At 53.1% G+C, this 19,343-nt stretch carries 17 protein-coding genes; 10 read left to right on the top strand and 7 right to left on the bottom strand.

Annotated features, from left to right (window positions below; all coding sequences use genetic code 11):
* The first annotated feature begins 29 nt into the window (after nucleotides 1–29).
* A complete protein-coding gene (locus ACZ51B_RS02490) occupies nucleotides 30–1,829 on the top strand; it encodes a phospholipase D-like domain-containing protein (RefSeq protein WP_464295654.1) in 1,800 nt (599 codons plus the stop codon).
* Here ACZ51B_RS02490 and ACZ51B_RS02495 read toward each other — a convergent pair.
* The 5 genes from ACZ51B_RS02495 to ACZ51B_RS02515 form a co-directional block, all read right to left on the bottom strand.
* The gene (locus ACZ51B_RS02495) at nucleotides 1,826–3,850 is read right to left on the bottom strand and encodes an anti-sigma factor (RefSeq protein ID WP_464295655.1); all 2,025 of its coding nucleotides are present in this window, start codon (nucleotides 3,848–3,850) and stop codon (nucleotides 1,826–1,828) included. The two genes, ACZ51B_RS02490 and ACZ51B_RS02495, sit on opposite strands and share 4 nt — an antisense overlap.
* On the bottom strand, nucleotides 3,847–4,401 hold the full coding sequence (locus tag ACZ51B_RS02500; RefSeq protein WP_464295656.1) for an RNA polymerase sigma factor: 555 nt from the start codon (nucleotides 4,399–4,401) through the stop codon (nucleotides 3,847–3,849). Before ACZ51B_RS02500 ends, ACZ51B_RS02495 begins: the two co-directional genes overlap by 4 nt.
* A 154-nt stretch (nucleotides 4,402–4,555) precedes the next feature.
* The gene (locus tag ACZ51B_RS02505) at nucleotides 4,556–7,333 is read right to left on the bottom strand and encodes a DUF5703 domain-containing protein (RefSeq protein ID WP_464295657.1); all 2,778 of its coding nucleotides are present in this window, start codon (nucleotides 7,331–7,333) and stop codon (nucleotides 4,556–4,558) included.
* 36 nt (nucleotides 7,334–7,369) lie between these two features.
* Nucleotides 7,370–7,690, bottom strand: a complete 321-nt coding sequence (locus tag ACZ51B_RS02510; protein WP_464295658.1) for a rhodanese-like domain-containing protein — start codon at nucleotides 7,688–7,690, stop codon at nucleotides 7,370–7,372.
* Between the two features lie 11 nt (nucleotides 7,691–7,701).
* Nucleotides 7,702–9,990 carry an ATP-dependent DNA helicase RecG gene (locus tag ACZ51B_RS02515; RefSeq protein WP_464295659.1) on the bottom strand — a complete coding sequence of 763 codons (2,289 nt, stop codon included), beginning with the start codon at nucleotides 9,988–9,990 and terminating at the stop codon, nucleotides 7,702–7,704.
* Between the two features lie 56 nt (nucleotides 9,991–10,046).
* On the opposite strand from ACZ51B_RS02515, the gene ACZ51B_RS02520 reads away from it, so the two are divergent.
* The 8 genes from ACZ51B_RS02520 to atpG all read left to right on the top strand — a co-directional run bounded on the left by ACZ51B_RS02520 (nucleotide 10,047) and on the right by atpG (nucleotide 15,762).
* Nucleotides 10,047–10,601, top strand: a complete 555-nt coding sequence (locus ACZ51B_RS02520; protein WP_464295660.1) for an AtpZ/AtpI family protein — start codon at nucleotides 10,047–10,049, stop codon at nucleotides 10,599–10,601.
* Entirely contained in the window at nucleotides 10,602–10,964 is a 363-nt protein-coding gene (locus ACZ51B_RS02525; RefSeq protein WP_464295661.1) for a hypothetical protein, read from the top strand.
* 15 nt (nucleotides 10,965–10,979) lie between these two features.
* On the top strand, nucleotides 10,980–11,744 hold the full coding sequence (locus ACZ51B_RS02530) for a F0F1 ATP synthase subunit A (RefSeq protein ID WP_464295662.1): 765 nt from the start codon (nucleotides 10,980–10,982) through the stop codon (nucleotides 11,742–11,744).
* Nucleotides 11,745–11,795: 51 nt separating this feature from the next.
* Nucleotides 11,796–12,002: an ATP synthase F0 subunit C gene (locus tag ACZ51B_RS02535; RefSeq protein WP_464295663.1), complete on the top strand. Its 207-nt coding sequence runs from the start codon at nucleotides 11,796–11,798 to the stop codon at nucleotides 12,000–12,002.
* Nucleotides 12,003–12,076: 74 nt separating this feature from the next.
* Nucleotides 12,077–12,700, top strand: a complete 624-nt coding sequence (atpF, locus tag ACZ51B_RS02540) for a F0F1 ATP synthase subunit B (RefSeq protein ID WP_464295664.1) — start codon at nucleotides 12,077–12,079, stop codon at nucleotides 12,698–12,700.
* A gap of 2 nt (nucleotides 12,701–12,702) precedes the next feature.
* A complete protein-coding gene (gene atpH / locus ACZ51B_RS02545) occupies nucleotides 12,703–13,257 on the top strand; it encodes an ATP synthase F1 subunit delta (protein ID WP_464295665.1) in 555 nt (184 codons plus the stop codon).
* A 23-nt stretch (nucleotides 13,258–13,280) separates the two neighbouring features.
* Nucleotides 13,281–14,810 carry a F0F1 ATP synthase subunit alpha gene (atpA, locus tag ACZ51B_RS02550; protein WP_464295666.1) on the top strand — a complete coding sequence of 510 codons (1,530 nt, stop codon included), beginning with the start codon at nucleotides 13,281–13,283 and terminating at the stop codon, nucleotides 14,808–14,810.
* Between the two features lie 88 nt (nucleotides 14,811–14,898).
* Nucleotides 14,899–15,762, top strand: coding sequence for an ATP synthase F1 subunit gamma (atpG, locus tag ACZ51B_RS02555; protein ID WP_464295667.1), 864 nt, complete (start codon nucleotides 14,899–14,901; stop codon nucleotides 15,760–15,762).
* A gap of 90 nt (nucleotides 15,763–15,852) precedes the next feature.
* Here atpG and ACZ51B_RS02560 read toward each other — a convergent pair whose 3' ends face one another.
* The gene (locus ACZ51B_RS02560; protein WP_464295668.1) at nucleotides 15,853–16,428 is read right to left on the bottom strand and encodes a hypothetical protein; all 576 of its coding nucleotides are present in this window, start codon (nucleotides 16,426–16,428) and stop codon (nucleotides 15,853–15,855) included.
* Nucleotides 16,429–16,441: 13 nt separating this feature from the next.
* Complete coding sequence (locus tag ACZ51B_RS02565; RefSeq protein ID WP_464295669.1) at nucleotides 16,442–16,984, bottom strand: acyl-CoA thioesterase; 543 nt, start codon at nucleotides 16,982–16,984, stop codon at nucleotides 16,442–16,444.
* 108 nt (nucleotides 16,985–17,092) lie between these two features.
* On the opposite strand from ACZ51B_RS02565, the gene ACZ51B_RS02570 reads away from it, so the two are divergent.
* Nucleotides 17,093–19,339, top strand: coding sequence for a family 20 glycosylhydrolase (locus tag ACZ51B_RS02570; RefSeq protein WP_464295670.1), 2,247 nt, complete (start codon nucleotides 17,093–17,095; stop codon nucleotides 19,337–19,339).
* The last annotated feature ends 4 nt before the right edge of the window (nucleotides 19,340–19,343 follow it).

The raw sequence follows: 19,343 nt of genomic DNA on the forward strand, positions 1-19,343 counted from the left end.
GAAACTTATTTTTTGGAGAGGTTATCGAGATGAGCATTCAAGTCAAGGTTTACGACAACGGCGATCACACGTGCATTGTATGGCTACCGTCAGACCTAACACCTATTCCCAACTGTCGTGGCTTCACCGTCAAACGTGACCGCATCAGAGACGGCAAATCTCAATCCGACTACCTTCATGGCTTCGTAGGCTTCTCCGATGGCGACAAGCTCGATCTCCAAAACCCCTGGAAGTTCCCCGTGCAACGATTCATGTGGTGGGACTACGGGGTCCAGATCGGGGATGTCGTGAAATACACCGTGATTCCGGTGGTAGGTACGTCGTCTTCTTTGAGTCTCGACCTTACAAATGCCAGCACTCCGACGGCGGACCTGAACGTAACCGGACAATGCGGTGACAACATGGAGGCTTACTTCAATAAAGGAGTGGTCGCAGCGCAATGGGTTTCTAAAGCACTTTCCATGGCTCCCGCCGGAACAAAGATCAGCAACCTTGTTTCCGTGCCAGGGAATTCTCTAAGGGAGGCACTCAGTGGACTTCTGCGCCCCAAGATTCTAGAGCTGCTGTCAGCAACTAAGGATAAAGGCGGCAAAGTTTACGCCGCCCTTTACGAACTCGATGACAAGGAGCTGATCGATGCACTAACCTCGCTCGGGGATCATTGTCATCTCATTCTCGCAAGCGGAGCATTCAATCCACCTTCCATCGATGAAAACGCCGACGTTCGGGCGCAACTTAAAGCCAACACGAAGATCGATGTCATCGACCGACTCGTAAAAGGCAGCCATTTTGGACATAACAAGTTCGTCGTGTTCTGTGACGAAAACGACCAACCCGAAACCGTCCTCACTGGCAGCACGAACTGGACCGTCAGTGGGCTATGCACTCAGGCAAACAATGGCCTCGTCATCCACGACCAAGCCGTTGCGGCCAATTACCTCGCTGCTTGGCAACGACTCAAAGCGGCTGGAAGTGGCTACACACCCGAATTGATCGACGGAAACTCTACAACCGAGTCGATCACAGTCGGAAACAGCACTGTCACTCCTTGGTTCGCCTGTACTTCCAAATACCAAGACCTCGAAGACGCGCGAAAACATATCAATGCTGCTCAAGAAGGAATCTTATTCCTATTCTTCAATCCCGGGAAGTTCCAAGAAGAACCTCAACAATGGACGCTGCTTCAAAACATCCTTGAGCGCCACAACCAGAACAACCCAGACATCTTCAATCCAGACCTTTTCTTCTGCGGCGTAGTCAACCAAAATATTCCTCAACTGACGACAGTGGGTGGATCTCCGTCAACAGCCGTAGACCCCAGCAATCCAAGCCCAAGCCCAGTAACCCTCTATCGAAACGGTATCGAGCCTCCAGAGCAACTTGGGCACGATGTGCTCGTGCCACATAACGTAAAGACCCAATTCCACGACTGGGAGAAGGAACTGCTGGGTGCCAGTATGGTGAACATCCACAGCAAAGTGATCGTTATCGATCCGTTCGGGGCCAAGCCGGTCGTGATCACGGGTTCCCACAATCTCGGCCCCAAAGCCTCACACGAAAACGATGACAACATGGTGATCATAGAAGGCAACAATGCCCTCGCAGCCGCCTACGCAGTAAACATCGTTGCGATCTTCCAAACCTATCGATGGAACAGCTATGTGGAGAACAACCGCCAGAACCCAAACGTATGGCATGGATTAGCCGATAACGATAGCTGGCAAGCCACCTATCTCAAGGGCCAAAGACTAAAAGAACTAGAGTTCTGGCTTGGCCAAGACACTCCCGCTGCAGCCTCAGCCCAGATTAGCCACTCGACATCAAGTTAACGAACATCGCCGAGGATTCGGGTCTCCATAAGCCCCCCGCTGCGAGGGTAGACAATGATGAACTTGAACCGATCATTGGGCCGGTACGCTCCAGAAGACACCACCAGTCGGATCGACGCGTTCCTCCAAGCGAGCAAGTCAACGTCCGCATCGTAGCCCACTGCAAGCCTAACGAACAACCGCTGCCCTTCCCCACTCATCTGTCCAAAAGCGACCCCCGATTCTCGAACAAGCAAGCTCCTTTGTCCCGTACTCAGCTCGTCCACTAGGCGCCACACAAAACGCGTGTCTCCAGTTGCCATGTACTTCCATTCGGGAAGTCCATACAAAGTCGGCACGGCAGAACCAACGGACCGACTGTTCAACTGCTCATCTGGCAAACGAGCCATTTCTGTTAGGTCGTCGAGTTCGAGGGCTCGGTTTTTCGCTCTCTTCTTAGCCCACTTGCTCAGCAACTCATCCCGAGGCTCTTGGGCATTGAGATTAAAATAGTCCGTCGATCTAAAAACGAGCCAACCGTCCGATTCCTGCTTGCTCACCTTGGTCGGTTCAAAAACACGGGTGTAGTAGTCCCCAAGCACATCCTTGCCCGTAGACTTGTGGATCGACTCCAGAACATCGGCGCTCGTTCGACCCTTCAGACTCGCATCCAACTTGGTGCTGGTCTTCTTGCTTGCCGGGGCGCTCGCTATTGCCTGATAGCGCTCCGCAAAGGTCACCCCATTCCGAGTAACCCCAGCACCACCCAACAGCACATATCGATTCGCAGCAGCGTCGTACTGAAGCTGAAACCCAACCACCACCCCGTCGTCTTTCGAACCGCTATCAAGCGAGTTCAAGATCGGCTTGCGGAAATCATCCGGGAATCCCTCTTCATGGCTGGGCCTTAAATAGATCTTCTTCCCTTCCCACAAAAGCTGCCGATCCTCCACGTCCAACCTTGGGTAAAGCCGAATCGCTCCCCACGCAGGCCCACCCAATACCTTTAAGCGGATCCGATTTGCTCCACTTGCGAGTAAAGCTCGCTCACGTGCCGCCAGTGGATCCAAAGCAAGAAACTCCTGATATGTTCTGAGTTCTTTCTCTAACCCGAGAGCCACCTGCTTGAAGTTCGTATCCCGAAGAGCAGCCTCATAAATTTGAAGCTGTACCGGATGCTTTAACTCATACTTCCAAGCCCCCGGCTCACCGGTTCGCTCCCAAGCGAATCCAAACACTTGATTGATCTGCCGCATCAAATCGCGCAAAGGGCGGCGCGTGCAGTACAGAGTCAGCTTAGAATCGGCCACAGGCTGTTCAGCATCAAACCTCACGCCGGTCTTTCTCGTGAGCAAAAGGCATAACTGCTGGAAGGTAATCCTCTTTTCCGAGAGCGTGAGCCGTGTACCGAGCCGCGGATCTACCACAGCAAGCTCCTTCCTCCTCTCAGCAGGGTCCGCGGGCAGGCTTCCATCGCTGCTCGCCGTCAGTGCCGGAGGAATCTGGATATATCCTCCTTTGCCAGGATCGTTCTCCAAACTGACATCCAGCAAGAACTTCGTTCGGCTGATGTAATCTCGATAGTCTTGTTGACTGCAATATGCGAGATCCCCCACCACTTTGGACTTCGCTTCAACTGCGTTTTTGGAGGGCAATACCAGCGTGCTTGAATCGTGCTTGGGCTCATTTGTCCTAGTCACGAAAATGGAACTTCCAGCGACTTCCCGTGGCTTTCCTTGCATAAACTTGATCGCCAATCCACTCGCTACGAGCACCACAAACCCAGCAGCAACCGGCTGCCAACGCATGGTACGACCTGCTATCGGCCGAGCCATCTCCTGATCCACACGAGCAAAGATCTGCTCAGGACCCACCTCAGTCCGCGGCAAGCTCACAAAGCTTGCCCTTAGATCATGGTCAAGCTGTGCAAGAGACTCCGCAAAAGCAGCACAGTTACGACAACCGCGCACATGTCCCTGGACAAACCCAGACTCAACTCCACGCGAGATCTGCCCTTGCACCCAACCACAAAGCAAGCTCATTGGGGATCTCCTCCCGGATTCAATTCGCGCCTCAAGATCGTCAGCGCCTGCGCGAGCCGCCCCGCAACCGTCGTAAACGAAACACCAAGCGCACTGGCAATCTCGGGTCGACTCAAACCCGATTCGTAGTACATCAAGAGAGGAATCCGGTTGTGCTCAGGCAGAAGCTGGATCACCCGTTGAAGTTGTTCACTCTCCAGACGATCAATCACAGCGTCTTCGTGAGAGCTGATTAAAGCAGAGCCTTCATGGATCGGCTCAGTCGCCCGCACCTTCTTGCGCCGCTCCAGATCGTGGCATTTGTTCCTCACGATCTCCATGAGCCAAGGCTCAAATCGGTTCACATTCTTCAGTTGCGACAACGACAGAAACGCCTTCACAAACGACTCCTGAGTCGCCTCCTCGGCAAGTTCACGATTCCGAAAGCGAGCCAGCGAATATCCGAACACAACATTCCGGAACCGCAACACCAACTCAGAAAAAGCCTCACGACTGCCGGATTTCGCACGTGCAGCTAACTCCGCAACAAGGTCGGTATCAGACGCAGACATGCCGCTGACCAACCTTGTTGCAAAGATGCTTCGTATCATTGTCCATCCGGCGCGCTTCTTTCATCGATGGTTCAACTCATTCAACCAGAATCGAGCCATCTCCAGCACGTCATAGAGATGACGCACCACAACTACGCACCGGCATAGATGATTTCTACTTTGGATGTTCCCAACCAGCAGGCCAGACAATATCCTTCTCGCGTGACGCTGGAACAACCTCCACTCGCAGGATCACACCCGACCTAGCAATGCAGTGAACAGTGGTATTTCCTGGAGCACGCAATTTGAAGTCAACTCCCCAACTCTTAGGCCATGCTGGAAACAACCGAATGGCTCCCCCAGCCTCAATGGGTTCCGCCTGCAGCAACATGAGGTTCGCCGTATTCAAAAGGTTCCCACCATGATTCTGATCAGGAAGCCAGTCAAAGTTCGGCCCCCAAGTAGCAGGCCACCGATAGGCGGGATGCGAGTTGGAACACTTAACTCGTAAAATGCGCGCTGCCTCATCCGTCATTCCCAACAGAGCCGCAACGTTCCCGTCATAGCCCCATCCAACATCAAGATGGTTCTTCCGAGCCGCATAAGCACGCTTCGCTTCCTCCAGATACTTCGGATGCGCCACCGATACCAACTCAAACGGCCAAACTCCGTACAGCTCGCCATTCTCGACATTGGATACCTCGGGGTTGTACTTTTGCGCTGGTGCTAGCTTCACCGCACCTGAAACCGTCTCCAAAGGTAGGTCGGGACACGCTGCCCCCATCTTCTTGAAGAACTCTCGCTGCGTGGCGCTCAAAAGATTCTGAGGAAGGGCATTGAGACGCTGAGTGACGTAGATCAGCCCAGCAGTGGAGGGCATATCATTGACCACATCCTTCCAATAAGTCTCCACCACCTGAGTCGGATCCAAAACGATCTTCCCCTGTGCGTCCTTCTTGAACCGCGTGTCGAAATACTGAAGCACAGACTCGGCCATCGGCAGCACCCGCTCCTTCAAAAACTTCTCATCACGGGTGTAGTCCCAACGATCCAGCATCAACGAAACGAACTCTGGCCCCTGGTTCCACGCATAACGCCACCAAGGACTCATCACTTCATTCGGCTGATGCCCTTTGCGGTCCCACCCATAGTCGTTCCCCGCATAGGTGCCAAAGATGCTCATCGTCTCGGGGAAATACGCACCCTTAGCTCCGTGATAAAGCGCCGTGCGAGACTCTGCCAACTGGCGGCACGACTCGTACATCTTAAAGAACGGCTCCATCATCTCGAAGTCGCCCTGCTGCAACATGGGGTGATACATGTGACGCACGTTCTGATACCAATGAGAGTCGCCCCAATTCCGAAAATCGGCATTCGAGTTGCGCCCCATGGCTTTCGGTTCAACGGTGTAGAATCCGCCGTTGAACTTGATCGGCGAATACCCTCTTCCCTGGCAAGCCTGCACATACCGCTGCAACACATAACCTTGGGTAATGCTCTGTCCGGACTGGGAGCTCTTTTTGCCCACCACCCGTCCGTTCACGTAGATCGCTGCGGATCCATCACCCGAATTAAACACGGCCGTGACGTACTGCCACTCGCCAATCTTCAACACGTGATCTGCCCGCAGGCTCACCGGACCGCAGATAAAACGAAGCCCATTGGCCGGGTAGTTATCAAATAGGAACCCATCATCCACCCCAGCCGTGACTTTATCAAAAATTCGCCCCGCGTTCTCCTGGGTCGGCTTGATCCAGGCACTCAGAGTCAGCCCCTTGCTCAAATCGATATCTTTATCGGCAGCGTTCGGATTGGGTTCATCCGAACCTGGCCACGATTGAAGAGCATTTGCTGGGACAAAATCCTTCGCCTCGCTTGCAATCGCCAAAACCTCGGCTGCCTGTAGCGCACGACCAAAAATCGCACGGACTCCGCTAGACCCTTTAAACTGGCTCCCTCCACCGGAATCGACACCGAGCCTTAAAGGATGAGCGTTCTTTGGAACAGGAATCTCAGCCTTGCTCTCGTCGGCAAACACCCACGATCTCTCCCAGAAGCTATTCCACCAAGACTTAGTCCGCGCCGCAGCAGCCTTGCTCGGCGAGGAACTCATCACTTTATCGAGAGCAGAAGTCCATTCCCCAACTGAGCCAACAAACGTCTCCGTGGCAACCCGCAGACTGAAAGACTTCACGGCACGACTGGTAACAATGCCCCTCTCTCCATCGGCTACAAATCCGTCACCTTCCAATCGCCCACCAAATGTTCGATGTATCAAAGGATCGAAGGCACCCGCAAGTCCGGTCAGCGACTGATTCTGCCAAAGGGTCGGAACAATCGAAGTCTCATTTCGGTGATACCAAGTCACACTCGGCTTAGCGTCTTTGAGAAACACATCCGCCGACTCCACAAGGTCTACTGGAGCATAAGAGGCCGTCCAAGCCGAAGCCTGTTCATCTTTGGGCAGCGTTCTAGGCTCATTGCGCCAGCTAACAACCGTAGCCGACACTTTGCCAGCCTTCTTGCTCTCACCCTGAACGTGCACCACGTGAGAATCCGAGTCCACAAACAACTTGAGAGTCGTGTCGCCCCCGGTCACCTCGATATAACCGTCTTGTAGGTGAAGGTGCTGCCGAAAGTTGGCGGCTCCTTTTAACGGTGAGTTCTCCAGATGAACCCGAACCTGACCCAACTTCAAATACCGACTGATCTCCGAGAGCGCATCGGTCCTCGCAATGTAGAACAAGAGATCTCCAGTAGAGGCCTCGACCCACACGTTGAGAACTACCTCGCCATTGCCAATGGGCATCGATCCGGCGGCATCCTCAGAAGGACTGTTCCAAATCACATCGTTCTTGCTTAGGCTCATCTGCGGCACCTTCTGCCCGAAGCTGGGGCACGAGACAGCCACCAGCACCATGGCAGCCCACAATCCATTGAATCCGAACCTCATAGCTCCATACGATATCACTTCTTAGGATGTAGAGGATCAGTAAGTTGGCAGACTAGGGTCCACCGTAGTGGCGTAGCCGTTCATTCCAGTAACCATATTTCGAACTTGGCTGAAGCCGTTACCAAGCAAGAACTGCGTCGCCTGTCCGCTGCGGCCACCAGATCGGCAAATGATGACCCAATTGGCATCCTGATCAAGTTCACTAAACCGCTCAGGAAGAGACCCAAGGGGGATGTGCGTAATACCGTCGAGCTTACTGATTTCGAGTTCGTCGCTTTCTCTAACATCGAGCAGCTTAAGCTCGACCCCACTGTCAAGTTCAGATCGTAATTCGGCGGGAGTAATTGAAGGAATCATTGACGAGTAGTTTACGAGACTGAGATGACCGCAAGATCACTTCTCTGCTCTCGAACCTTCGCCAAAACCAATTTCCATTCAGGACCAGCAAGCTGAGGATCCCGCTCAATGGTTTCAAGCGCAGCCTGGCGCGCAACTTCCAGCATCCGACCGTCTCTCACAAGGTCAGCTATCTTGAAGTCAGCATTACCCGATTGCTGCGTCCCAGCCATCACCCCGGGCCCCCTCAATCTCAGATCTTCTTCCGAAATTTTGAAGCCATCGGTGGTGTCCCTCATGATCTCCATGCGAGCCCGCGCGTCATCGGTTTTGGCGTCGGCGACTAGAACACAAAAGCTCTGATGTTCACCACGCCCAACTCGCCCCCGAAGCTGATGGAGCTGGGAGAGACCGAAACGGTTGGCGTCTTCAATCACCATCATGCTAGCGTTCGGAACGTCCACTCCTACTTCGATGACGGTTGTGCTCACAAGAATGTCCAGCTCGTGCCGCCGGAACTGCTCCATCACTTCTTCTTTCTGAATAGCCGGCATCTGCCCATGAAGAAGTCCAATGCGAAACTCCTGGAACACCCCAGTGCTGAGCCTGTAGTGAAGCTCCTCAGCCGCCTGAGTGAGCATCTTCTCACTTTCCGAGACCATCGGACACACAAAGTAAGCCTGTCGCCCCTCCTGCAACAGCTTCCGAACCCCTTCGTAAATACTCGCACGCTCCATGCTGCGCTTCCAATGCGTTCGGATCGGTTTTCTACCGGGAGGCAGCTCGTCAATCACCGATAGCTCAAGGTCACCATACAACGTCATCGTGAGCGTTCGTGGAATAGGGGTCGCGGTCATGACTAACACATCCGGATTCCCCAACCCCTTGTCTCGCAACGCTTTTCGCTGCAACACACCAAACCGGTGCTGCTCGTCGACGATGACCATGCCAAGTCGCGCAAAGTGTACGCCTTCTTGGATCAACGCGTGAGTTCCAACAGCAACATGCGCAGCACCTGTAGAGACACGCTCATAAGCCTTGCGTTTCTCCTTCGCAGACAGCTTCCCAGCCAAAAACGCGACTTCAATCCCAAGCGGCCCGAGGAGTTTGCGAAGTCCGTTGGCATGCTGCTCCGCAAGAATCTCAGTGGGAGCCATCATGGCCACCTGATAACCGCTTCGAACAGCCGCAAGCAGACTACACGCAGCAACTGCCGTCTTTCCTGACCCGACATCCCCCTGAACCAGCCGGTTCATCGGGTGAGGTCTCTTCATGTCGGACCAGATCTCCTGAATAACTCGCTTTTGGGCGTTCGTGAGCTCGAACGGAAGCATCTGGTGAATCTGATCCCACAAAGGAACCCCATCTCGCAGCAGACGCCCCTCTTCTTCAAAGAGACTGCCCGGCGTCATATCTGCCACTTGCAGAGCCGGCTTCACTGTCCTTCCATTGAGCCCTTCCTCGGCTGCCCTCATTTGTGACTTTGCTTTTTCCAGCGCCGCAGGACTCTTCTTCGACTTCTGTTCTTTGGGCGCAACAGTTGGTTGGGAGGCCAATTTTCCGCTGAGAAGATCATCGATCGGGAACGCAATACCGATCTCTTGATGAGTCTCCGCTCTTCTCATGGCAAGACCCAGTTGCATATAAAAGAACTCTTCAAACACAAGTCGGTTGCGAGCACGCACCCGATTAGCCTCGTCGTCTGGCATATGGATCTGCTGCAGGCTCCACTTGAGGTCAGCCAGTTTCTGATGTCTCAGGAGCGTGGTTGGCAATGGGTCAACGACATCAGGCAGACAGGTTGCAAGCGCAGACCGAACAGCCTTACGAACCGTCTTTTGCTGAAGACCCTCAGTAAGCGGATATACAGGAACGATCCGAGCAAAATCCTCTGGGTCCCCATCCTCGCCAATCGTCTCCCACTCGGGCGCAGAAATTTCTAGGTGGTAGCTTCCCTCTTTGACCTGGCCATAGGCAATGATCTCGCCTTCGTACTCCTCAAGCTGCTTACGGATCCAAGGTTGGTTGAACCACATAAGCGCAAGCGAGCCAGAGCCGTCATGGAGAATCGCCTTGATGATGACCATGCCACCGCGCGAGGGCCAAACCTCTATATGTCGAACTCGACCACGAACAGTAACCCACTGACCAGGCTGAACATCAGCAATTCTCGGAAGGTTGCGGCGGTCGTCGTATCGCCGTGGAAGGTACGTGAGCAGGTCGCCAGCCGTGCGAATGCCCGCCTTAATGAAGCCGGTCGCGGAGCGCGGACCGACTCCCTTTAAGTATTGAATCTCTGAAAACAGGCTAGACGTGCTCATATGTCCACTAGTTCTGTTCATTTTAGCTTGCTGGTGACCGGTGGTACCCTATGTGCATGGCAGAAAATGACCCTTTAGCCTCAAACCTCCCGTCGGACGAGGAGATCAAGCAGCGTCTTGCCAAGGCTGTGGAGCGCGCAAACCTGCCAACACAAAACCCTAAACTTGATGACGATATCCAAGAGCTAATGAAAGCGCTCGGCGAAGAAACTCTCGCGGAAATCGACCCGATTGACCAGAAATTGGCAGAACTCCACAAGAAATCCGAGGAGCTAAACGTGAGTCAGAAGGTTCATGAGGTCGATGCAGAATTTGAGCAGAAGCTGAAGGCTCTGGAACAAAAAGCCGACAGAGTTCATTCAGAACGGAAGCACAAAGAGGTCCAAAAGACACGAACGCTTAAATCAGACGCTCAAGATGCTAAGGGATTAGGCATTGGTATGTCGATTGCCTACACCATCATCGGAATGCCACTGTTCGGCGCCGGCTTAGGCTGGGTTCTTGAAACCTACGCCCATCTCCCTCATGTCAAGCCAATCTGTATCCTGGTCGGTTCTGTAACAGGTATCGCAGGCGCGGTCATCATCATGAACCGTACGAATAACTCTTAAATGAAGAGAGCACGCCAAATAGACCTTGCCGTGTATGGTGTTTGCGCCTTGGTAGGGCTGATCGTATCATTTGCGGTCAAGGGCACCAATGGCCTGATCGGTATGAGCTTGGGGCTGGTCGGAAGCTGCTTGAACTTCTACGCACTCTGGCTTCTTGTCAGATTAATTGGCAGCGTGGCAAACGAAAATCCGATGCCTAAACTGGGTTCATCGCTTACCGTACTAGGTTTCCTCGTAAAACTGCCTGTGTTCATTGCGTTAGGGTTATACGCACGAACGCTTCCGGGCGCAATCAATTGCTTCTTGGCCGGTCTTGTTCTGGTACACTTTTGTGTCGTCAGGTGGGCATCTCTCGATAGCTGACTCACAGATTAGTGTATGGGCAACTTACTACAACTTGGCACGTCCCTCATCGCTGAAGCAGGCGAACACGAGAACCCGACTTGGATCGGCATGATGGTGTACACCGCTTTGGTGCTTGCTATCATCTTCGGCTTGATGGCCTCTGCAAAGAAGGGTATCAACACGAGAGTTTTCTCAAATTCCCCTGCTAAGTGGGCAGAACAGCTTTATCTGTTCATCGAGAACATGTGCGTCGGAATCATTGGCAGCCACGGTCGCAAATACATCCCAATGATGTTGACCTTCTGGCTCGTCATCTTCATCTCCAACGTAGTCGCACTGTTCTTCCCAACCGCTCCTACAGCGATGCTTAGCTTTAACCTCGGAATGGCACTCATCTCTATTGGATACGTCCAATATGAGGGCATGCGTTCAAACGGGGTCTTTGGTCACTGGAAGCACTTCTCCGGTCCAAAGCTTGGCGGCCTGTTGGTAGTCATCTCCGGAATGATCTTCGTGATCGAACTCATCTCGGAAGTCATGAAGAACGTCTCCCTCAGCCTGCGACTATTCGGAAACATCCACGGTGGTCACGAAGCAGTTAAGGCAATGAACGAGCTCGGAAGACCCATCTACGTTCCTTATGGATCGTTCCTGCTCCCCATCAAGATTCTGACCTGCATCGTTCAGGCCCTCATCTTCACGCTTCTCTCTTGCGTCTACATCTCACTCGTCACACATCACGACGATGACCACGGACACGACGAAGTAGAAGGCGGCCATGCGGCGCTGGCTCACTAAACAATTTACATCTGCAAACAAACACGAAAATAATCGGAGAATCAAAACAGAATGAATACTACAGGACTTGGAATTGGAATCGCAGCTCTCGGCGTAGCACTTGGACTCGGACTTATCGGCTACTCCGCCCTTCAGGGTATGTCACGACAGCCAGAGGCTATCGGTAAGTTGCAGACAGCTATGCTTATCGCTCTCGCGTTCGTTGAGCTTGTATTCCTTCTGACCGTCTTCGTCGTACTGCCTGGCCTTCCTAAGTAAGGCAGTCATCGACCAACTTGATGTTTGGGCCAACACGGCCCAAACATCACCCAACTAGAAAGATTTTCTTTAGCATGTCAACTACGCAAAAGTCGTCAACAGGCAGCACAGTTATCGGCATAGTCATCGGAGCCGTTTTGATGATTGGAGGCTACTTCGTCTCCGTTCAAACACACGACAGCGACGCACTGAAGAAGCTTGCTGAAAGCGGAGTACCACTCGATCCAGGAATGACCGTATCCACGATCGGTGTGTTCTTGATCCTGTTCCCTGTCCTCAACTCTTTCTTCTTTAAGCCTCTTTCCGACGCAATCAGCACGCGCTCAAACGATCTCGAAGACACCTTTGAGGAAGCCGAGAGTCTCCGACAAGAGATGGCGACCATGAAGGTTGAGTACGAGAAGCGATTGGCTGAAACCGAAGCGAATGCTCGCGAGCAGATTCAGAACCAGATCAAGGAAGCCCAGCAACTCAAGGCTATCCTCATGTCGGAAGCTTCCAGCAAGGCCGATGCGTTGGTTCAGAAAGCTATGCAAGAGATCGCTGTCGAGCGAGATCGCCTGATTGTTGAGCTCCGAACTCACGTTGTAGACGTGACCCTGAGCGCAGCGGAGAAGGTGATCAACGAGAACATGGACAACGATCGAAATCGCCGCCTCATCGCCGAATTCATCAATACCGTCGAGGTTGCTCACTAAAAATGCAAGATCAACGAGTAGGAATGCGATACGCTCAGGCGCTCTTCGACACGGCCGTGAAATACGACGTGATCAAGAGTGTTGAAGACGATCTTATCGCGATCAGCTCTCTTATTGAGAACGACGCTGAGTTTCGGCGCTTCTTGCTCGCTCCTTACACGAGCCACGAAGAGAAAGTCACGATTGCAGAGAAGCTCTTCTCTGATCGTGTGACTGCACTCACCATGCAGTTCCTCCGAGTGATGCTTCGAAAAGGCAGAGAGACCGACATCGATTCCGTAAAGGACGCGTATTCTGAACTACGACGCGCTCACTCGGGAACGATGTTCGTAGCCGTCACTTCCGCCGTTGAGCTTCTGCCCGCCGAGAAGACTGCCCTCACTGCAAAACTAGAACAGCAGTTCGGCAAGACGGTTGAATCATCTTACAGCGTCGAACCAAGCCTCATCGGTGGTGTCAAGGTTGCTTATGAAAGCAACGTTCTCGACGGCTCCGTGAAGGGCACCCTTTCGAAGTTGCGCGAACAACTCCGCCACGATTTACTAAAGCAGGTTTAAACCCACCTCAAGAGAAGACCTAAATGGCCAGCATCAGACCCGAAGAAATTACCGACATCCTAAGACAAGAACTCGAGAAATTCGAGAAGAAAGTCGACACCGAACATGTTGGGAGCGTTCTGCAGGTGGGCGACGGCATCGCTCGCGTGTACGGACTTCCTGACTGTCAAATGGGAGAACTCCTCGAGTTCCCTAACGACGTGATGGGCCTAGCCCTCAACCTTGAAGAAGAAACTATCGGCGCTGTTTTGATCGGCGACGATACGAAGATCAAGGAAGGCGACGCCGTTCGACAGACCGGACGAATTATCGAAATTCCAGTCGGTAAGTCTCTTCTCGGTCGCGTTGTAAACTCCCTTGGACAGCCAATCGACAACAAGGGTCCAATCAACGGCGAGGCGTTCCAACGTCTTGAGACGATTGCTCCTGGCGTTGTAGATCGACAGCCTGTTACACAACCTCTCCAGACAGGTATCAAGGCAATCGACGCCATGATCCCCATCGGAAAGGGTCAGCGCGAACTCGTTATTGGTGACCGACAGACTGGAAAGACTTCCATCTGTATCGACACGATCATCAACCAGAAATCGACTCACGAGTCCGGCAATGAGCCTGTTTACTGTATCTATGTAGCTTGCGGCCAGAAAATGGCTAACGTGGCTCGTGTTGTACAGACCCTCACCGAAGTCGGCGCGATGGAATACACCACCATCGTCGTTGCTTCCGCTGCAGACTCCAACGCGATGCAATACCTTGCACCGTTTGCTGGCGCTGCAATCGGCGAGTACTTCCGCGACCGCGGCATGCACGCTCTGGTTATCTACGATGACCTCTCCAAGCACGCTCAGGCTTACCGAGCGCTCTCTTTGCTTCTGCGACGCCCACCAGGACGAGAAGCATATCCTGGAGACGTTTTCTACCTGCACTCCCGCTTGCTAGAGCGAGCTGCGAAGCTCTCCGATGAAAAGGGCGGCGGTTCTTTGACAGCTCTCCCAATCATCGAAACTCAGTCAGGCGACGTTTCTGCTTACATTCCGACCAACGTAATTTCGATTACCGACGGTCAGATCTACCTTGAGCCAGACCTCTTCTTTGCCGGTGTTCGACCTGCAATTAACGTTGGTATCTCGGTTAGCCGTGTAGGTGGTAACGCTCAGATCAAGGCCATGAAGGGCGTTGCTGGTAAGTTGAAGTTGGAAATGGCGCAGTACCGCGACGTTGCCGCTTTCAGCCAGTTCGCTTCCGACCTTGATAAGGCAACGCAGATGCAGCTCATACGAGGCCAACGCCTTACCGAGCTCCTGAAGCAAGACCTTGCTAGCCCGATGGATGTTGTGGACCAGGTCATCTCGATCTTCTCGGGAAGCCTTGGTGTTCTCGACGAACTTCGAAACGATCAGGTCAAGGCGTTCGAGTCGGGTCTTCTCAAGTTTGTGAAAGAGAAGTATCCAGACGTAGTCGAATCCATTCGCACAACCAAGGCCGTTGGCAAGGACGTCGAAGGAACCCTCAAGAAGGCCGTCAGCGAGTTCGCTGCCACCTTCAAGGACTGATTCCAAACTCCCGGTGTCTTCACTCTAGGGTGAAGACACCTCAATTCGATTTGAATACGCGACCTGCAGATCTAAAAGACCTCAACGCATGGCAACTTTAAAACAGATTCGACAGCGCATCCGCGCCGCTAAAAATATCCAGCAGATCACAAAAGCTCTGAAACTGGTCTCAGCGGCACGTCTCAAGAAGGCCACAGACCGAGTGTTGGAAGCACGACCCTACTCGGACAAGCTGAAGGACCTCATGGAAAGCCTTGCTGCTGCTGGCGAACTTCCATCGCACCCGCTCATGGAGAAGCGAGAGATCCGCAAAGCCTGCGTGATCCTCATCACTTCTGACCGTGGCCTAGCCGGTGCATTCAACACCTCGCTTATCCGAAAGACCAGCGACTTCATCAAGAACTCACCGTTCGAAGTCGTACTCTACTCCGTAGGTAAGAAGGGCAACCAATTCTTCGCAAAGCGCGGCTTCAAGGTAGTCGAAGCAATCTCCGCTCCTGCGGCCGGCGCTCGACTGGAAGACGCAAACAAGATCACCCGCGAAGCTCGACAGATGTTCGAGTCGGGCGAAGTCGATGCCATCTTCGTTTGCTACTCCAAGTTCTTCTCAGCAATCCGCCAGGTTCCTCAGGTCGTTCAGTTGCTCCCAATCGAACCTCCTGTGACTCAGAGCGACACAGCTACGCACGGCGTTACCTACTCGTTCGAACCAGATCCAGCCCAACTGCTGAAAACTCTGCTTCCCCGCTACTTCCGCACACTGCTCTGGCAGGCCATGCTAGAAAGCACAGCAAGCGAGTTCGGTGCAAGAATGAGCGCAATGACCTCGGCAACGGACAATGCAGGCAAGATGATCTACAACCTGACGTTGAAAGCCAACCGAGAGCGACAAGCTGCGATCACCACCGAGATTCTCGAAGTCGTCGGCGGCGCAGAAGCCCTCAAGAGCTAAGAAGTCACTCTTTAAAATTGGAACAGGGCTTGATCCATCAAGCCCTGTTTTTTTTGCAAGAGTCACCGGAATCTTATTCTCTTAATAAGATCACAGATCCACCCGCGGCTTCTGCAAGTTGAGCGACACTTGGGAAAGGAATTCGTAGAACACCGGAAGCTTTTTGTCGATCAGAGCCTTCTCTTTGTCGTTCCCCGAAAGGCTGACAATAAGCGTCGTATTCCCTTTCACAGAGAAAGCGCAAACCACCGTCTTGTCCTTACATTCTCTTCTGATAATTGCAAACTCGCAATCCTTCCCTTTCTTGTTTCCTACGAATTCCGCGGTCCAGTCCTTCATATTGTCGTGAGTCCGATCAATATAGAACTTCGCGATGTTGTTGGTATCTAGCTCTGGGCTGGGGTTGGCGTCATCATATATCTGATTGTGCGCCCCACGCAACAGAATGTTCGTAGCCTTATCTCGGTACAGAAACAGGGTCAAAGTGCCATGAGGTTCAGGCACCCATCCGCGTGGAGGAATATGTGAAACCTTGTAGTTTGAAGTCTGCGCAGCAACAATCTGCTTGTAACGACGAGCACCCAGCAGTGATCCGGCAACCATCAAAAGCAAGATTCCAATCACGACCTTTCCAGCAATGGGCTTTCGGGAAACGTTATCGGACATAGCTCATTGTAAGCTAACTTAGCGACTCCGAAGTCATCAATCGATCAAGTTCCTCATCGGTAGCTTGCTCAAATTGACGTTCGATTTTCTCTCGTTCCTCGCGATACTGGATCCGGAGTTCTCGCCGCAATCTTCCGCTTAGGAAGCTAATCTTGTCCTCACGGGTTTCACAGATTAACTTCGGCACAGGCACAGACTTGTTGTCGCGGATAGCAACCATCGTGACGCGTGCCGTATTGGTATGACGCTTGGTCCCCTTAAGGATGTTTTCTGCATCCACCTGGATAGTCACCTCAACGCTCGTACGCCCCACGTAAGACACTCGCCCATGAAGGGTCACTACTTCGCCCACTTCGATAGGCTCCAGAAAATCGACACGATCGAAACTCGCCGTAACACACGCCTCCCCAGAATAGCGAGCCGCCGTCGTGTAAGCGCAAAGGTCGATGAGCGACAATAGTCGGCCGCCAAAAACCTTTCCAAGGAAGTTAGCATCACCAGGGAGCATGATTACCGACATTGTGGTGAGGCTAGAGCTGACTGTCTTAGAAACCATGAACGTGTTTCAAGACGGTCCCCAGGTTCAAAACGCCGCCCACATGTTCTAATTCGACCGTTATTTAGGTAGTCTTCGCGGTTAACCACTTCCACTTACACGCTTAAAATGAAAAAACACTGGATACGCATCGCAGTTGCTGCCTTCTCCTCAGTGGGCGCAGGCGCACAAGCTCAAAGAGTTGATATCCTCCCGAAGCCTCTTTCCCTCAAAGTCGGAAAGGGCGCCTTCGTCATCAACTCGCAAACTCGCATCACGTTCAACCCTTCTGCTAAATCGGAAGCGCAAACGCTCGCAGACTTTTTAAAGCAAGGGACAGGGCTAAAGCTCCGCACGCAGAGTAAGCCACACGCTGCAAGCATCCGCTACGAAATTGACCCCACAGCAACGGAGTTAGGAGCAGAAGGCTACCGCCTGAAGGTAACTTCTTCCGGAATACAGGCCGTAGCCTTCAAAACAGCAGGACTGTTCTACGCAACCCAGTCGATCGCCCAACTGCTACCCGCACAGGTCTTTGCCAAAGGCAGCAAAGCAAACATCAAATGGGCAGCTCCAAGTGTTGAGATCCAAGACAAGCCAAGATTCGGTTGGCGAGGCATGCACCTAGACGTGTCTCGGCACTTCTACGCGCCCTCATTCATCAAGCGGTACATCGATCTGCTGTCGATGCACAAGATGAACATCTTCCACTGGCACCTACTGGATGATGGCGGCTGGAGAATGGAGAGCAAAAAGTATCCGCTCCTCACCTCCCAGGGTGCATGGCGAAGCAGTCCGCTGAAGGGCCACTGGGATTACGGCAACATCACCTTCCCCAAGAACCCGACCGGGCCAGTCTACGGCGGTTTCTACACCCAGTCTGAGATTCGAGACATCGTAGCTTACGCCAGCAAGCGGCACGTAACAGTCGTCCCAGAGATCGAGATGCCCGGGCACAACCTCCCGGCAATCGCCTGCTATCCAAACATCGGGTGCGTAAAGCCAGACGGCGTAACACCCATCATCTCCAGCAACTACTGTCCTGGTAACGAGGAAGCATTCAAGTTCCTAGAAAACGTATTGGACGAGACCATGAGCCTCTTCCCTTCCAAGTACATCCATATTGGCGGAGACGAAGTGGATAAGACCGACTGGAAGGTCTGTCCTAAGTGTGCCGAGCGAATCAAATCAGAGGGCCTCAAAGACGTAAACGAGCTCCAGAGCTACTTCATCCGCCGCATCGAAAAGTATCTGAACAGCAAAGGCCGCCAGCTAATCGGCTGGGACGAGATCCTCGAAGGCGGACTCGCACCCAACGCAACGGTCATGTCTTGGCGCGGAGAGGCAGGCGGAATTGAGGCGGTAAAGCAAGGCAAACACGCCGTCATGAGCCCAACCTCTCACGCCTATTTTGACTACCCCTACGACAACATCAGCACAGACAAGGTCTACCTCTACAACCCAGTCCCCGCCGAAGTGAAGAACTCCGAGAACCTCATTCTAGGTGCTCAAGGCAATGTCTGGACCGAGTGGCTACCCCAAGAAACCGACGTCGAGCGAATGGCCTACCCCAGAGCCATCGCCATGGCCGAAGCAACATGGTGCCCCGCGGACGTACGAGATCTGACCGACTTCCATAACCGCCTCAAAGCAGACTACGCTCGCCTGGACTACCTAAACGTCTCCTACAAGATGCCCATGCCAACAGCCGGATTCAGCGCCGTCTTGTTCACGGACCAGGCAGAAGTGACATTGGATACTCCGACCATGCAGGGTCTCACCCTCCGCTACACCACAGATGGCACGGCACCCACAAGCAAGTCTCCGGCATACCGGGGCCCCATCAAAGTTGAGAAGAGTTGCATCATCGCCGCCTCATACTTCCGAGCCAACGGCACCCATGGAGACATCACCTACGTCGGAGCATCCAAGTACACGCCTAAGTCAGTAGAAGGTCTCCAACCTGGATTGGTCTGCAACTACTATCAGGTTGCAGTCAAGAAGATCCCTGATTTCGATCAGCTCACACCGACGGCAACTTCCATCGTAAGCGACATCAACATCTCGATGAAGCAACGGCCCGAAACCTTCGCACTGAACTTCAAGGGCTATCTCATGATCCCGCAGGACGGTGTGTACACATTCACCCTGAGCAGCGACGACGGTAGCCGTCTATTCTTAGCGGACGCCCTGGTTGTGGACAACGAAGGACTTCATGCTGCGCAGAAGAAAATGGGACGTATTAAGCTCAAGGCAGGAGCGTATCCCATCGACATCCGGTACTTCGACAGCGAAGGTGGCAATAGCCTGAGCCTCGAAGTCGAAGGCCCTGGCCTTCCTCTTCAAGCCGTAAGCGGCAGCATCACACGCCACTAAACTG

It is taken from the genome of Fimbriimonas sp. LA-C6, assembly GCF_055398105.1.

Bases quoted from the DNA above. Each gene is read 5' to 3' on its own strand.
- ACZ51B_RS02490 (WP_464295654.1), top strand. From the start codon at position 30: ATGAGCATTCAAGTCAAGGTTTACGACAACGGCGATCACACGTGCATT.
- ACZ51B_RS02495 (WP_464295655.1), bottom strand. From the start codon at position 3,850: ATGAGCTTGCTTTGTGGTTGGGTGCAAGGGCAGATCTCGCGTGGAGTT.
- ACZ51B_RS02500 (WP_464295656.1), bottom strand. From the start codon at position 4,401: ATGTCTGCGTCTGATACCGACCTTGTTGCGGAGTTAGCTGCACGTGCG.
- ACZ51B_RS02505 (WP_464295657.1), bottom strand. From the start codon at position 7,333: ATGAGGTTCGGATTCAATGGATTGTGGGCTGCCATGGTGCTGGTGGCT.
- ACZ51B_RS02510 (WP_464295658.1), bottom strand. From the start codon at position 7,690: ATGATTCCTTCAATTACTCCCGCCGAATTACGATCTGAACTTGACAGT.
- ACZ51B_RS02515 (WP_464295659.1), bottom strand. From the start codon at position 9,990: ATGAGCACGTCTAGCCTGTTTTCAGAGATTCAATACTTAAAGGGAGTC.
- ACZ51B_RS02520 (WP_464295660.1), top strand. From the start codon at position 10,047: ATGGCAGAAAATGACCCTTTAGCCTCAAACCTCCCGTCGGACGAGGAG.
- ACZ51B_RS02525 (WP_464295661.1), top strand. From the start codon at position 10,602: ATGAAGAGAGCACGCCAAATAGACCTTGCCGTGTATGGTGTTTGCGCC.
- ACZ51B_RS02530 (WP_464295662.1), top strand. From the start codon at position 10,980: ATGGGCAACTTACTACAACTTGGCACGTCCCTCATCGCTGAAGCAGGC.
- ACZ51B_RS02535 (WP_464295663.1), top strand. From the start codon at position 11,796: ATGAATACTACAGGACTTGGAATTGGAATCGCAGCTCTCGGCGTAGCA.
- atpF (WP_464295664.1), top strand. From the start codon at position 12,077: ATGTCAACTACGCAAAAGTCGTCAACAGGCAGCACAGTTATCGGCATA.
- atpH (WP_464295665.1), top strand. From the start codon at position 12,703: ATGCAAGATCAACGAGTAGGAATGCGATACGCTCAGGCGCTCTTCGAC.
- atpA (WP_464295666.1), top strand. From the start codon at position 13,281: ATGGCCAGCATCAGACCCGAAGAAATTACCGACATCCTAAGACAAGAA.
- atpG (WP_464295667.1), top strand. From the start codon at position 14,899: ATGGCAACTTTAAAACAGATTCGACAGCGCATCCGCGCCGCTAAAAAT.
- ACZ51B_RS02560 (WP_464295668.1), bottom strand. From the start codon at position 16,428: ATGTCCGATAACGTTTCCCGAAAGCCCATTGCTGGAAAGGTCGTGATT.
- ACZ51B_RS02565 (WP_464295669.1), bottom strand. From the start codon at position 16,984: ATGGTTTCTAAGACAGTCAGCTCTAGCCTCACCACAATGTCGGTAATC.
- ACZ51B_RS02570 (WP_464295670.1), top strand. From the start codon at position 17,093: ATGAAAAAACACTGGATACGCATCGCAGTTGCTGCCTTCTCCTCAGTG.